The sequence below is a fragment of the Vibrio sp. 1401 genome, from assembly GCF_033340295.1.
The window spans coordinates 1-14,878 of sequence record NZ_JAWOWF010000050.1; the positions used below are offsets into that span (position 1 = coordinate 1).

11 protein-coding genes and 2 pseudogenes are annotated in these 14,878 nt (G+C 42.0%); 8 read left to right on the forward strand and 5 right to left on the reverse strand.

The annotated features are described in order from the left end of the window. The first annotated feature begins 289 nt into the window (after positions 1-289). Positions 290-970, forward strand: coding sequence for a MaoC family dehydratase (locus R7Z77_RS20000; RefSeq protein WP_005375670.1), 681 nt, complete (start codon positions 290-292; stop codon positions 968-970). Positions 971-1,033: 63 nt separating this feature from the next. On the opposite strand, the gene R7Z77_RS20005 is transcribed toward R7Z77_RS20000, so the two are convergent. Next, the gene (locus R7Z77_RS20005; RefSeq protein WP_017635752.1) at positions 1,034-1,858 is read right to left on the reverse strand and encodes a phosphate ABC transporter substrate-binding protein; all 825 of its coding nucleotides are present in this window, start codon (positions 1,856-1,858) and stop codon (positions 1,034-1,036) included. Between the two features lie 266 nt (positions 1,859-2,124). On the opposite strand from R7Z77_RS20005, the gene R7Z77_RS20010 reads away from it, so the two are divergent. Further along, positions 2,125-2,478, forward strand: coding sequence for a DUF3024 domain-containing protein (locus tag R7Z77_RS20010; RefSeq protein ID WP_017821084.1), 354 nt, complete (start codon positions 2,125-2,127; stop codon positions 2,476-2,478). 33 nt (positions 2,479-2,511) lie between these two features. Here R7Z77_RS20010 and R7Z77_RS20015 read toward each other — a convergent pair whose 3' ends face one another. Together R7Z77_RS20015 and rnb are read right to left on the reverse strand one after the other, a co-directional pair. Beyond that, a complete protein-coding gene (locus R7Z77_RS20015) occupies positions 2,512-3,321 on the reverse strand; it encodes a helix-turn-helix transcriptional regulator (RefSeq protein WP_017635750.1) in 810 nt (269 codons plus the stop codon). A gap of 71 nt (positions 3,322-3,392) precedes the next feature. Next, positions 3,393-5,396, reverse strand: coding sequence for an exoribonuclease II (gene rnb / locus R7Z77_RS20020; protein WP_318136798.1), 2,004 nt, complete (start codon positions 5,394-5,396; stop codon positions 3,393-3,395). A gap of 413 nt (positions 5,397-5,809) precedes the next feature. Here rnb and R7Z77_RS20025 point away from each other — a divergent pair, with 413 nt between their 5' ends. Continuing rightward, on the forward strand, positions 5,810-7,741 hold the full coding sequence (locus R7Z77_RS20025) for a DEAD/DEAH box helicase (RefSeq protein WP_005375680.1): 1,932 nt from the start codon (positions 5,810-5,812) through the stop codon (positions 7,739-7,741). A gap of 72 nt (positions 7,742-7,813) precedes the next feature. Here the strand turns inward: R7Z77_RS20025 and R7Z77_RS28930 are convergent. Both R7Z77_RS28930 and R7Z77_RS28935 read right to left on the reverse strand, forming a co-directional pair. Beyond that, positions 7,814-8,057, reverse strand: a pseudogene (locus R7Z77_RS28930) (EAL domain-containing protein); the annotation flags it as partial. Between the two features lie 86 nt (positions 8,058-8,143). Continuing rightward, a pseudogene (locus tag R7Z77_RS28935) lies at positions 8,144-8,464 on the reverse strand (GGDEF domain-containing protein); the annotation flags it as partial. 363 nt (positions 8,465-8,827) lie between these two features. Here R7Z77_RS28935 and R7Z77_RS20035 point away from each other — a divergent pair. From R7Z77_RS20035 to R7Z77_RS20055, 5 genes are all read left to right on the forward strand, one after another. Continuing rightward, a complete protein-coding gene (locus R7Z77_RS20035) occupies positions 8,828-10,021 on the forward strand; it encodes an acetate/propionate family kinase (protein ID WP_318136799.1) in 1,194 nt (397 codons plus the stop codon). An 805-nt stretch (positions 10,022-10,826) separates the two neighbouring features. Then, complete coding sequence (locus tag R7Z77_RS20040) at positions 10,827-12,251, forward strand: CHASE2 domain-containing protein (RefSeq protein ID WP_059678443.1); 1,425 nt, start codon at positions 10,827-10,829, stop codon at positions 12,249-12,251. Beyond that, positions 12,248-12,622 carry a hypothetical protein gene (locus R7Z77_RS20045; protein WP_050934935.1) on the forward strand — a complete coding sequence of 125 codons (375 nt, stop codon included), beginning with the start codon at positions 12,248-12,250 and terminating at the stop codon, positions 12,620-12,622. Before R7Z77_RS20040 ends, R7Z77_RS20045 begins: the two co-directional genes overlap by 4 nt. After that, positions 12,612-13,655 carry a M48 family metalloprotease gene (locus tag R7Z77_RS20050; protein WP_025607733.1) on the forward strand — a complete coding sequence of 348 codons (1,044 nt, stop codon included), beginning with the start codon at positions 12,612-12,614 and terminating at the stop codon, positions 13,653-13,655. The genes R7Z77_RS20045 and R7Z77_RS20050 overlap by 11 nt, the downstream gene beginning before the upstream one ends. Before the next feature lie 428 nt (positions 13,656-14,083). After that, positions 14,084-14,797: a hypothetical protein gene (locus R7Z77_RS20055; RefSeq protein WP_059678442.1), complete on the forward strand. Its 714-nt coding sequence runs from the start codon at positions 14,084-14,086 to the stop codon at positions 14,795-14,797. Positions 14,798-14,878 lie beyond the last annotated feature (81 nt).

Genomic DNA, 14,878 nt, shown 5'->3' on the forward strand with positions numbered 1-14,878 from the left:
GGCTACGACGATTGATGGGCGTAACCGCTCAGATCGTAGCTTCTTGATTTAGTTCCATCGAATTACGCAACAAAGCCTGAAAAAGGGACAAAAAGTACCAATTTATAGAGCCAATACTTTATATTGGCGCACGTCAATAAAATGGTGTTTTATTGTTATCTTGCTGATATATAAGACATAACATGCTTTTAGGGTACATGTGTTCGCCCGAAAGTATTTGCAAGACTTTGTGAACTAATTCAAAATTAACTGGTATAGCCAGTTGTGCTTAGAATTCTTAAGGGTGTTTATGAAGGTCACAAATCTATTTAAAGACAAAGTTGATGCGATTTCTGCTCATCAATCCGAGTTTATGAATTGGATGTCTCCAACGTTACGCGATTATTGGAGTGACTTTTTGGGGAAAGCTCAAAATAGCTTTCTTTTCTCAAAAGTTCGTGATCACCAGCAGCCAGCCGTCAACGAAGAAGTTGCACCTCAACCTGCACCGATCGTAATGGCACCTGAGGCTCAAAAGCTTTATGACGAGTTAAGTGAAAAAATTGGCGAAGTTATTCACACTGGTGATTGGGTTCATGTGTCTCAAGAACGTATTAACCAATTTGGTGCTGTAACGGAAGACATGCAATGGATTCATACCGATCCAGAGCGTGCTTCAACTGAATCTCCATTTAAGACAACTATCGCTCATGGCTTTTTAACATTAGCATTGCTGCCTAAACTGACGGATTCAGTCGATCCAGACAAGCCAATGTTCCCAACAGCTAAAATGGTAGTTAACTTGGGTTTAAACCAAGTCCGTTTCCCTTACCCTGTCAAAGCAGGCAATAATGTTCGTGCAGTCAGCACGTTAACAAAAGTAACGCCAATCAAAAAAGGTTTGGAGATTGAGCGCGAAATTAAAGTGGAAATTGAAGGTATTCGTCGACCTGGTGCGGTTGTGGTCTCTGTAATTCAACTGCATTTCTAATTCCGAAACCGGATAGAACACGACATAGTAAAAGAGAGCATCAGGGTGCTCTCTTTTTCATTTTTACTGATTAAAGTTTTTTACTGGCGTATAACCGTAATCTGCAATCGCTTTTTGTCCCTGCTCTGAACGAAGGAAAGCGATAAAACCTTTACCTGCATCGCTAATCTTATCTACTTTGTATAGCACTAGGAATGGTCGCGCCAACTTGTACTTATGATTGCTAATGTTTGTCGAGGTTGGGTCAATACCATCTAACTGAATCGCCTTGATCGAGCGATCTACTGACCCTACAGAGATAAAACCAATGGCGCGAGTGTTATGGTTAACAATGGTTTTTACCATGCTGTTGCTGTTTACAACCAAGTTGTTTGGGCTGATATCCGAGACAAGGCGATCATTAACGATTTTGGTCAGTCCCAGCAAGCTTTCGAAGCTGTAACGTGAACCTGAAGACGCTTCTCTAGTAACCACCGCGATAGGCTGATCTGCGCCCCCGACCTCTTTCCAATTCTTAATCTTACCTTTGTAAATATCAAACAGCTGTTGCTGAGAAAGGTTTTCTACAGAGTTGGTACGGTTTACAACAACAGCGAGGCCATCATAAGCGATAGGGTATACATTGAGATCTTCACCTTTTTCGCTTTCAGTCAGATAGCGAGAGCTCATGCCTATTTCGGCTACTCCTTTATTGACCATGGTGATACCAGCACTCGAACCAATGCCCTGAACAGCAACGTAATCGTCTGGGTGTGTTTTGTTGTATTCCTCAGCAAGTACATCCATCACACGAGCAACCGACGTTGAACCCGAGATGTTGATTTCTTTTGCAATGGTAGGGAGGGAGACTGCTATGGCCAATAACGTCGCCACAGTAAAACGTAACATATTAAACTCCATATACGGGATAAAGCAGAGTTTATGATATTGCGTTCAGGTTACACTTTTGTGAACTGTTAGCGCTAAACAGGGGAATTGTTTCTAGTCAAGAGGTGATGGAGCTAGCGTTTCCAAGTGGACTGAGATGATAATCTGGGCAAATGATAATATAGCTATCTTATACTTGAGTTAGGTAGATAACTACCATCGGTGATGATGTAAAGGTTATATACTAGGATCGACAGCTCTAACTATCATCCATCGGGAGAACGTTGATGTCAGTGTCCCAAATGGCGACAAGTCGTTTATACAAATCAGTTCAATCGCTCTGCTCTGCGCGTAATGCTAACTTGCCTGTCGAACAGGGCAAGTGCCTCTATGAGCTAGTAGAAAATGGCGTTGAGCTTCATCGGGCGCATTTTCTCCTCGACTCCCAGCATAGCGAGTATACTTCTCCCGTCGCGAAGATCATGTTTGATGAGGAAAACCAACTTTGGTATTTCTATGTTCCCACATATCACAACGAGCTGTTAAGGTGGGTGCCTTATAAGCCACTTCCATTTAGCCGAATGCTTGAGGACTTACTCAACGAGTTGGAGCGCGATCCTCAAGCGTGTTTTTGGGAATAGGGCGAGCCCAACGGATGCGAATGCCGACATGATTTATACTTTAGGCCTAACAACTTGGTTTCTAAAGTCTTTGGGGGTCATGTTGTAAACGGATTTAAATGCTGTACTGAAATGCGCTGCACTTTTAAAGCCAGACTCAAACGCTATTTCTGTTATTGATTTTTCTGACTTGCGCAGTTGGGTTGCTGCGAAGTTTATCCGTTTCACCTTTAATATCTGAGAAAACGAAAGATCATCTGCGGCGAGGCGACGTTTTAAGGTTGCGATGGACATGCTCATATGAGCCGCTAAGCCTTCTAGCGTGATGTCTTTTTCAATATTACCCTCAATGTACTTAATGGCTTTTTGAGAGTCGCTCAGGCTACTTGCATCATCTATGATAGATAGGATGTTTGGCTCTACCTCAACCATCAACGACAGCAATGCCATTGCGATATGGCTTTGTGTGTAGTCTGGAGCATTGCGACTCGCTAACTTAACCAACATGTCCTTCAATTGTGCTACTTCGCTACTGGATTGCGTTGAAAAAGGATAGAAGCGCCTTTCTTCCGTTTTGGAACGTAGCATCGGGTGCGCTTTCTTAAAGTCACAGAATATATTTGGATTGAAGACTAAAGCCAGTGCTTTAAAGCCTCCGTCACTAGAGACGGCTTCTGCACTGCTCAGATCTGCGGAGTTATAGAGTGTGAAATCTCCGGCTTTAAGTTCAAATTGCTCGCCATTAGGTTGATGAACTAATAGGGCACCTTCTTCAACAATATATAACCCATTATGTGTTGCAGTGTAACGCTCACTTTTGCGCGCAGTGAAGTGATTAAAGCGAATGATCTCAATGTTCGGCATACTCTTTCTTATCGTTTTACATAACAAATAAAAAAGGCGCTCAATAGAGCGCCTTTTAACTTCATTCGGTATTACTCACTTACAGTCTGTTCTGTTTGTGCTGCTGGTTGTTCAGCGAATACCTGGGTTGGCTTTGCAACTAAACTGCGGTTTTCTTGGTTTACGTCCGTAAGGACAATTTCCAATGTATCCCCAAGTTTGTATACGACCTCTTTATCGATAGAGATGGTACCGTTGTCGCCATTGCACTCAATTCTTTCTTTATTATCAAGAATTAGTGCACCAGGAATAAAGGCTGCTGCGCCATTTTCGAGAAGTCGGACACGTGCGCCTGCACGATTAATATCGAAAATCTCACCTGTGAAACAAGTTTTCTTACTCGGCTCATCAGCAAGCGTGCGTGCATATAGCCAATCTGAGACATTTCGCTCAGCGATTTTATGATGTTTACGATGTAGAGCTAGCTCTTCGCCTACTTGGTCATCTGGTTTTTGTACGGGTTCTTTACCAAGGATGACGGCCTTCAACATACGGTGGTTGATCATATCACCGTATTTACGAATTGGTGATGTCCAAGTTGCATAGATGTCTAAACCCATTGCGTAATGAGGCAGAGGCTGATTACCCACCTCACTGTATGCTTGGAACTTACGAATGCGGTTATCTAGATAAGACGTTTCTTGAGCTGCCAACCAGCGGCGCAACGCAGCAAAGCCTTCTAGCGTAGCAATAGACTCCGCTGTGAACTCCAACTGGCCTTCTGGATTGACAAGTTGAACCACTTCTTCAATCTTCTCGTTCTTGATACCTGCATGCGTATTGAAGACACCTGTTTCAAATTTATCGCGTAATGTACGACCTGCACAGATGTTTGCGGTAATCATGGATTCTTCAACAAGACGGTTTGCACTGCGGCGCATGTCTGCGTGGATAGCGATTACATCGTTATCTTCACTGAGCTCAAAACGGTAGTCAGGACGATCAGGGAAGACCACTGCGTTTTTCTCACGCCATTCAGCGCGAGCAAGAGAGAACTCATAAAGATCACGAACGATGGTCGCGATCTCTTCAGATGGCGTCCATGCTTCAGAGCTGCCGTTTTCTAACCAATCAGACACGTGATCGTATGCTAGGCGTGCATGTGATTTGATGTTTGCCGCGAAGAATTTAATATCGTCGCCAATCACACCATCTTTACTTACCGTTACGGTACAGCAAATAGCAGGGCGGGTTTCACCTTCAATCAGAGAACATAGGTTGTCCGCTAAATCACGAGGTAACATCGGGATGTTGCGGCCTGGAAGATAAATAGTATAGCCACGCTCACGCGCTACTTTATCCATTTCATCTTCAGGTGTGATGTAGGCGGTTGGGTCCGCAATAGCGATGGTGAGGTCGAAATCGCCAGATACGGTTTTCTTCGCGTACAGCGCATCGTCCATATCTTTAGTCGATTCACCGTCGATAGTGACGAATGGAACATGAGTCATGTCTACGCGTTTTAGCTCCGCGTCGTCTTTCAGTTCCCAGTTATCGATGCCTGCTGGCTCAGAGTTTGGTAGATCGTTTTGAGCAAGCGTTACCCACCAAGGCGCAATTTTATCATTCGCGTCAGTGATTTTTTCAGAAATTTCTACGAAGAAAGAGTTATCGCCTTTTAGAGGGTGGCGAATAAGATGTGCGACAACCCAATCACCTTCGGCGAACTCGTCAGGTTTTAGACCTTTCTTTAGTTTCGCTTTAAGAGATAGCTTTTTAAGCTGTGGGTGATCAGGTGCTACGTTGAGCTTGCCTTTGAACATTTTTACTCGACCAATAAAGCGAGTCACGGCTTGTTCCAGCAGCTCTTGTGGCTCTGCAACTTCGCGTTCATTTTCGGTGCGGATAATGGCGATGACTTTGTCACCGTGCATGCACTTTTTCATGTACGCAGGCGGGATGAAGAAGCTCGTCTTACTGTCCACTTCCAAAAAGCCAAAGCCTTTATCTGTGGCTTTTATTGAGCCTTCTTTTTTAGGCAGGTTTTCTTGGATTTGCTGCTTAAGCTGAGCGAGTAGTGGGTTATCTTGAAACATCTTTTCTTAAATTACCTATGGAGTTGGGCACACTATAATCATTGCGAGCTATTATTACTACCTGTGAAGCGTAATTTCGCCGTGAATTTTGCCAATTTAACCACGAGAAATTGGCTTAAATATTGATGAAATTCTCATCTGTGAGTTACGCGAATCTACGGGGAATGGTAGGGTTGGTGGAAAAATATGCTAAAAATACCATTGTTGAGAATAAATTGTGATGTAATTCAATTTTTTCTGGATTTTTTTATGCTTTTAAGGAATAATCCGCCTCCCTTAGTCGTCCCTAATGGCTTATCGCGGTTGTGTACTGTGCTGTGTTCCCGTCTGAATGGAATCAGTATCTGGATGGATCAGTATCGAATTGGAAGAGCATATGGGACTGTTTTTTTGTTTAATTAAGTAGGATCCCAATGCAAGATTCTGTTATTCAATTCAGTGATTTATCTCTGAATGATTCTATCCTTTCTGCTCTAGACGGAATGGGTTTCGTGTCACCAACTCCAATTCAGGCTGCGGCAATCCCACACCTATTGGAAGGTGCTGACGCGCTGGGTAAAGCTCAAACAGGTACAGGTAAAACAGCAGCGTTCTCTCTGCCTCTTCTCAACAAACTCGATCTAAACCAACGCAAACCGCAAGCGATTGTACTTGCTCCGACTCGTGAGCTGGCAATTCAGGTTGCAGCGGAAATGAAAAACCTTGGTAAAAACATCAAAGGTTTGAAAGTTCTAGAGATTTACGGTGGCGCATCTATTGTCGACCAAATGCGTGCTCTTAAAAGTGGCGCTCATGTAGTTGTCGGTACTCCAGGCCGTGTTCAAGATCTTATCAATCGCGAACGTCTACACCTAGACGAAGTTAGTACTTTCGTTCTTGATGAAGCAGACGAAATGCTAAACATGGGTTTCGTAGATGACGTAACTGCGATCATGGAGCACGCTCCAGAGTCAGCACAACGCGTTCTGTTTTCTGCAACTATGCCTCCAATGCTGAAGAAGATCGTTGAACGTTTCCTTCGTGACCCTGTAACGGTTGACGTTGCTGGTAAAAACCACACTGTAGACAAAGTTCAACAACAGTTCTGGGTAGTGAAAGGTGTAGAGAAAGATGAAGCAATGTCTCGTCTTCTTGAAACTGAAGAAACTGACGCGTCAATCGTATTCGTACGTACTCGTCAAGATACTGAGCGTCTGGCTGACTGGCTATCTGCACGTGGCTTCAAAGCAGCTGCACTGCACGGTGACATTCCTCAGTCTCTACGTGAACGTACTGTTGATCACATCAAACAAGGTGTTATTGACATCCTAGTTGCAACTGATGTTGTAGCTCGTGGTCTTGACGTTCCACGTATTACGCACGTATTTAACTACGACATCCCATTTGATGTTGAGTCATACATCCACCGTATCGGTCGTACTGGCCGTGCTGGACGTAAAGGTAAAGCGATCCTTCTAGTTCGCACTAACCAAATTCGTATGCTTCGCACTATCGAGCGTGTAACTAAGTCATCTATGGAAGAAATCCAACTTCCTCTACGTGACCAAGTTGCTGAAGCTCGTCTAGCTAAGCTAGGCGCTGAGCTTGAAGCAGAGAAAGAGCACAAAGCACTAGACAAATTTGCTGAGTTGGTAGAGAAACTACAAACTTCTCTAGACATCGACCCTGCAACACTTGCTGCTATGCTTCTTAAGCGTCAGCAAGGCAAACGTCCTCTGTTCTATATTGGCGAAGACCCAATGGTTGAAGCAATTGAGCGTGACAAGCAACGTCGTAAAGAGCGCCGTGAAGGTGGTCGCGACGGCGGTCGTAACTTCAACAACCAAGACTGGGATACTTACCAGCTTCAAGTTGGTCGTGAGCAAGGCGTTCAAGTTAAAGACATCGTTGGCGCTCTAGCAAACGAACTAGGTCTAGGTAAAGGTTCTATCGGTGCGATCAAACTAGCTCAAGGTCACACATTCGTACAGCTACCTAAAGCAATGACTTCAGACGCGGCGAACAAGCTAAGCAAACTACGTATCCGTCAACAAGATGTTGGTGCTGTAGTATGTGACTTCGATGATTTCCGCGAGTCTCGTGGTGGTCGCCGTGACGGTGGTCGTCGCGATGGTGGTCGTCGTGATGGCGGTGGTTACCGTGGCAACCGCGAAGGCGGCAATCGTGGTGGTGATCGTCGTGAAGGCGGTCGTCGCGAAGGTGGTTTCCGTGGTAACCGTGACGGCAACCGCGATGGTAATCGTGAAGGTGGCGAACGTCGTTTCGATCGCAACCGTGGTGGTGATCACCGTGGTGCACATCGTGGTGAACGTGGTCACGGTCGTGGCCGTCGTACAGACGCATAATCACGAGTGATTAAAGCGACGGTTTAAGTTGCTACAAAAAGAATTGAAAGCCGAGCAAAGCGCTCGGCTTTTTTATGCGCGTCTAATACGGTTTTGCTTTTCATCGTGTTTGTTTACCCAACTTATTACTTCGTCTAAGGGCAGGGCAGAACAAGTAACCCTGAATGATGTCACAGCCTCGACTTCTCAAAAAATGCAGTGTGTCCATGTCTTGAACGCCTTCTGCTACGACCGAATACCCTAATCCATGTGCTAGCGCAATCGTGTTCTCAACGATAGAGCGGGAGCCTTCAGTGCGGCTTGCTGTGAAAAGAAATTAACCAGCTTACCTTGAAACGTATTATCAATCTTTCGACGTTTTTGAGGTTATCTCATAATTTGAATCAGTCATTGGCCTTCAGGTTGTGTCATGTCTTCGATAGACTCAAAGTAGTATTTACGATAAGGGAGCCCAGTAAGAGCGTCATGGACGGCATTGCGCTTCTCTCTTTCAGCAACGGTATGAAGCTCTAATATTGAATCGTTGCTCCACTTAATCACCAGCACGACAAAGATACTGCCGCCAAAAAGTATAAGAGAAACCCCCGTTTCTAAGAGAGAAGCAATAGGTTTTTGCATGATAGCGTGCAAAAAAACGGCATAAGCAAAAATGAAACAGCTGATTAACAATAATAGGAAAGTCCACCCGGTTACGTCAGTTTTCGAGCAGATGTTTTTTGTCATCTGCCATCCCCAGCAGAGCAAAATCAAACCTAAGATCACTAATAGAAATGCAATAGTGGGCACATTATTACCCCGATTTATTGATTGGTTTGTTATTTTTGTTCACCCAATAAACAACGTAGCTTATATATCTGACTTTGTACAAATTGACCTATTCATAAATTATGTTTAACAAGTGATATTTTTTAGTCTTCAAATAAAATCAAAACTTGCTACAGATCAACAAAATTTGTTCAATCAAATCGCTTTTACTAAAAGATTGTTGAAAGATTAAAAAATTATTGAATAATAGAGGGGCAAACAAGAAGTACGCAGCGCACAAGCGCTATTACAACCTCTGCTCTACAACAGGATAACTATTTCATGTCTAATTCGTTTGTACTGGTGATCAACTCTGGTAGCTCTTCATTAAAATTTGCTGTTATTGATTCTGAAACCGGTGAAGCTTTGGTATCAGGTATTGGTGAGTGTTTTGGCCTACCTGAAGCTGAAATCAGTTGGAAATATCAGGGAGAAAAAACCGTTGAAGCAATTCCAGCTGGCGGTAACCATCATCAGTACGCTGTTGAGCGAGTGGTAAAACTACTCGAAACTCTAGGTTTGAGCTCAAAATTTGTCGCTGTAGGCCATCGCATTGTCGCAGGCGGTGAAACCTTTAAAGGAACTGTGAAAGTTGATGAAACAGTTATTCAAGAAGTAGAGCGCCTTGCTGAACTTGCACCACTTCATAACAAAGCGAACGCTGAAGGCATGAGAGCGGCAATGGCGGCGTTCCCTTCACTGCCTCAATTTGCTGTATTCGACACTGCTTTCCACCAAACAATGCCAGCCAAAGCCTTTATGTACGCACTTCCTTACGAGCTTTACGAAGAGCATAAAGTGCGTCGTTACGGTGCTCATGGCACAAGCCACTACTACGTAAGCCGTGAAGCAGCGAAAATGCTAGATAAGCCGGTTGAAGAAAGCAGCTTTATCACTGTGCACTTAGGTAACGGTGCATCAGTGAGTGCGGTTAAAAATGGCGAATGTGTTGATACAAGTATGGGTTTGACGCCGTTAGCTGGCCTAATGATGGGCACTCGCTGTGGTGACCTCGACCCAAGTGTTATCGAGTTCCTTTTCCGTAAAGGCTGGGAAAAAGACGAAGTGTTCGAGATGATGAACAAGAAGTCAGGTTTCTTAGGTGTATCTGGTGTGACAAGTGATGCTCGTGGTGTACTAGAAGCAATGGAAGCGGGGAATTCACGTGCGAAGTTGGCATTTGAGATCTTCACTTACCGCGTTGCGAAGTACATTACTTCCTACCTAGCGGCTCTGGATTCATTAGACGGCATCATCTTCACTGGTGGTATTGGTGAAAACTCACTACCAATTCGTCGTGAAATCTTGAAAAACCTAAAACTGTTAGGTTTTGTTGAAGATGAGAAAGGTAACGAAGATGCAAGATTTGGTAACGCAGGTGTTATTGCAACATCTGAGTTGCTCGGTGCGAAAGCACTAGTTATTCCTACTAACGAAGAATTTGTGATTGCCCAGCAGTTGGTTGAGTTGCTTTAATTTCATTTAAAATCAAATAGATAGAAGCGAGCTTTGTGCTCGCTTTTTTGTTATCATATGTTGGATAGACCATCGCAAAGCAGCGCATGACGGTACCTCCATTACTCGCTCTATTGACTTCTGTAGTTCATTTTGTGCCCTTAAGTCTGCAAGGTTCGTGTTGACTTGTTTTTGCCCCAAAATGGGCCACGGCTTGAACTGTTATTTCAGATAATTTACTAGTTTTGAGATACAAAAAGTAATCGATAGCAAGAGGCAGGACCTAACCCCGTATATGGAGTTTGGTATATGCGACACATCAGAGTTTTTATAACACTCTTAAGCCAAGACAATTAGAGGGGTAGTCATGAGTAAAATCATCGCAGCGCTTGAAGGTAATGCTACTCTGGAGATAGACAGGTTAATAACTAAGCGAATGATGACAACTACCTTGAAAAACGCCGCAATGGCGAATTTTCTAGTGAGGATGTTAAGCTCGCGGTAACACACCTTACGAAATCTATAGCTAGCAGGGCAGATGCCCTTAATACTCTTTATTACCTTTATTGAAGAATCGCAGTATCCTTACTGATACAAGCTGTGGGTTAGCAAAGAAAGACATTAGCTATTACTTGATGGACTACTACAATAGGCAACGGCCACAGTTCATGCCGAAATTTGGCTTAAATCAGTGTCTAGAATTTGTAGACCACTACATAGTAAGAATTATTATGTTGAGTTAGATCTACATTAATACAATGTAATTGGTCTGGTTGATGTGTTGATGGTAACTTATATTTAGTCAATTTTTGTGTTTAGGGAACAAATGCAAATTATAGGTAAACATAAAGTTAAGCTGATTCTAGAATCGGGTTTAAAAGCGCTAGCAATTGCATTTTTTATCCTGTTTAACCCATTGGGTCTTAAAAATACCAGTCAAGAACAGAGTGAAATGTTGTATCTCGACACGACGGCATCTACGTTTGATGCTAATTTAGAATCGGCTGTAGTGGTGTTAATCGATGAGTATACTCTAGAAAAATATCACCTTAACTACCCAGTAGATTATAGAAGCCTGTCAAGGATTCTAAGATCGATAAGTAGCCACAATCCCAACTCTGTCTTTATCGACATTCTCCAAAATTACCAGCATTCAAAAGAGTTAGATTACTGGCTAAAGCATTTAAAAAAGTCGAGTGAACGTCACCCCATTTATCTAGCACAAGATTTAGAGTTTGATAAAGAGTGGCGACTGAATGACAAAGAGAACATCAGATATAAGCTGAGCCAAAATACCACTCTAGTGCCTGTATCATGGCGCGGCCCTTCAAACCGCTATCCACTAATGATCAGCCTTGATGGGCAAAATCATAAAACAACCGCTTTGCTAATGTACGAACGGTATTGCGAAAGTGCGAACTGTCAATTGTTCCAAAGCTCAGAAAATTATGATGAATCAATGGTGGTTCGATGGAACAATAAAAATAGTAACGAGCAAATGGCATTTTTGAATGTAGCCGATGGGTGTGAGTTTCAGCAGCGTAGTATGTACCAAGCATTTAGAAGACACGTTACCTATGGCTTTCAAAACAAAAAAGAGATGGATGAACATCGAGTGAAGTGTCCGCCGATTTTAACCCTGAGTGCAGACGATTTTTTAGCTCCAAATGCCACGGGCAATCAAGACTTGCGGAAAGTGATAGAAAACAGAGCGGTGTTTATCGGCTATGACTTACTGGGGTCTTCAGATTTAGTTGTGTCCCCCGTTCATAACCAGTTACCTGGTGTGTTCTATCACGCCATGGCATTTGTAAACTTAGTATCTATGGATACCAAGTACTGGCGATCGCCTAATGTTATTGGTGAATGCCCAATTGTAGGGGATTGCAATTTCTCGTATTACGATTTGATTCAAATATTACTTTATGCTGTGGTTATTGGTTTTTCTCTCTATTTAAAAAAATCTTATGTACTTTATAGCGACGATGAAATGAAAAAGTTACTGACCTCTTCAGGATTATTTCTTGTTGTGATTATCAGTGTTGTATTTTCGATTATTGTCTTTCAATACACAGCAGGGCCAGCGAACTGGATAGCTCTAATAAGCATATTAATAATTAGTGCAAGTATGCTAATTAAACCAGTGATTATTTATATTTACCAATGGGTATTAATAAATTCAAGGCGTAAAGCATCAATACTGGTAAATGAATTTTTGATTTTAAGAGATAAATTAATGGTGAAAAAATGAGACTATTCTACTTGATGATTTTTTTATTTTTTTCCTATCCAACTTATGCAGTGGATAATACGGTTATTCAGTTTAACTCTGGAGAGGTTGAAGTTTGTACAAGCGCAACAGATATGGATACCTGTGACTACGTTAAGGTGTCCAGACTGCCAGACCCGAAAAAAGTGACAATTAAAGTGTTAGATTTCACGGAGGAGGGGATGGTTAAGTTAAATATTAATGGACAAATAAAGTACATCCATCAGATGGATTTAAAACTCAGTGCGAGAGCAACGGTTAGCGAACCTTGTGTAGACAAAGAGTTTAACTCAAGGGCGGATAAAAACACCTATGCTACTCATGGAATTATGGATAAATGCGATGCAAAATAAACTCCTCGCTCTTGTTGTTATTTTTATCCTGGGTTGTACTACTAATAGCGATAATTTAGCGTTTGAAGACTATATCGACGAAAAACATAAGGACAATATAGCGAACCTTGATGAGATAAAAGACTTTGATTTTGACCGAGAAGCTTATATGGAAAGCGGCAACGTTGAGAACATTGAGTTACCAGCCATTAAATATAAAACGGTTCCGTTTGACACCTTGAACATTGCCCATGTATGTGAAAAGTTTTCAGGCAATGACGTCAAAGTAGTTAATAATTCTAACAGTGAAAAAAATGAAGAAATTGTGAGACATATTGCTCACCGTATTAATGGCGTGTTTGGATGTGATCTTGCTGTTCAATATGAAATTACTGAATCGGAAATATACGGTGCATTGGTTAGAAATAACAAAATTGTATTAACTTCAGGAGTATTTTCTGAGTCTCATTATATTGATGAAATCGTTTTTATCATCGCCCATGAAATGGTGCATCATGTTCTACTTCACAATCAGCAGATCAATCTAATTCGCTCAAAAAAGACTCGCGAGACTAATAGAGCAGCGAGAGATATCTACGTTTACCTTAACACAATCGCTTGGGCAGAAGTGGCGGATACCTTTATGGATGATTATACACAAGGACACCTTATGACCAATCACTTGATGATTCCGAATGAAGTAACCGCTGACGTTGTTGCTGTGGATATTATGGTCAAAGCTGGGTACAGTCCACAGGCAATGCGCTATGTGTTAGAGCGTGCAGCCAGTTGCTTAGGGTATCATGATGGTGACCTAAATACACAGTTTGCTCATATGCAAGCTGAAGCAAAAAAGTTTAATGAAAGTAAAAATAAGAGCATGGAGAACTATTTCGAGATAATAGGCGATCTTTTTTCCCAGACTCATCTACCACAGCCTTGGAGAGAAAAAACAGTTTCAACATACATTAAGGCTAATTATCCAACGGAGAGACGTTTGAGAATGACAACCGTGAGCAGTTTTAAAGTGAGTACGATGGTGTCTAGTAGATAAACAGCAATGACCAAAAAGTCACAATGAATGGGTATAGAGGTTCTAGATAGGGTCAGGTCTTGTCTTTTGCCTTTGTTGTTTTTACTTACTTTTACTAATTGTAGTTTGACGAGTTAGAGCAATGAACCTAACTCGTTTCTGCCCCAAACCTTGCTAGCAATGATGATTCGTTCAATCTCATCATGGAAGTTTGAACTAGATTTTGTTATCCAAGTGATGCCTCAAGGTATGGGTTTTGTTAGTTTGACTAATGAGTTAGTATGAGATAGATTGTTAAATTAAGGCTGGATGGAAGCCTACTCACTCCAATAAGGCAAACTCTTTCGAGAACCATAATCCTAAATTATATATTTTTTCTTATTTATTTCGGCGGGAAGAAGAAAATTAGGAGTGGATTTACTTAGCTTTTCGTCTAGGTATATAAGATCATGAATATTACTCAATCTTTCATTTCAAATATCAAGAAACTAGCTAAAAAGATTCAAGTTGAACTAGGTGTTAAGCACACCCAAGCACTTGAATTAGCAGCACGAGAAGTTGGCTTCCCTAACTACCATTCGCTATTACAGCATTCGAAAAAAGCTAACAATCATAGAGCTAATATAGTTAATGCAAATAAAGGTATGGATGGGGTTAATCAAGAGTTCGCTATGGCTCAGGGGAATAGAGGTAAACAGCTTAATCCAAATCAAAACAGCTCTCTATTGGTTATATTTGATGATGATTTGATGGTAAATGAGCTAGAGTATGAAGGCACCACTCCCAAACTTATTAGACGTAACTTTAAGGCCGAGTATCTCGATAAAGGCTTTGCAACCGATATAGGTGCAAGGATACTAAGTTTCGCTGAAGTTAAACACCGTGACTTGGATATAGGCTATGGTTCGCAATTACACCAGTGGGGATACATCTGTGTTGAGTTCTTACGAAACAGAAACAATCCTTGGACTATTGAAGACGCTAATGAAATTGCGAAAGAGCGCATAGGTTCGAAATTTGGCTCTTGCTACCGTGAATTCTTTTTCATCGATGGAGAATATGTAAATAACCATGTCTATGATGAAAGAACTACAGCATTAGACCTCGAAAACGATAGACAGTACCATCCAGCAATCGATGGCTATCATGACAACTATAGCTAAGTGTTAACTTAACTAGCCCACTTTTGAGTCAGTTGTTCTTCCTATGTGATTACCAAGGGAACCTGACGGGATAAATCCCAA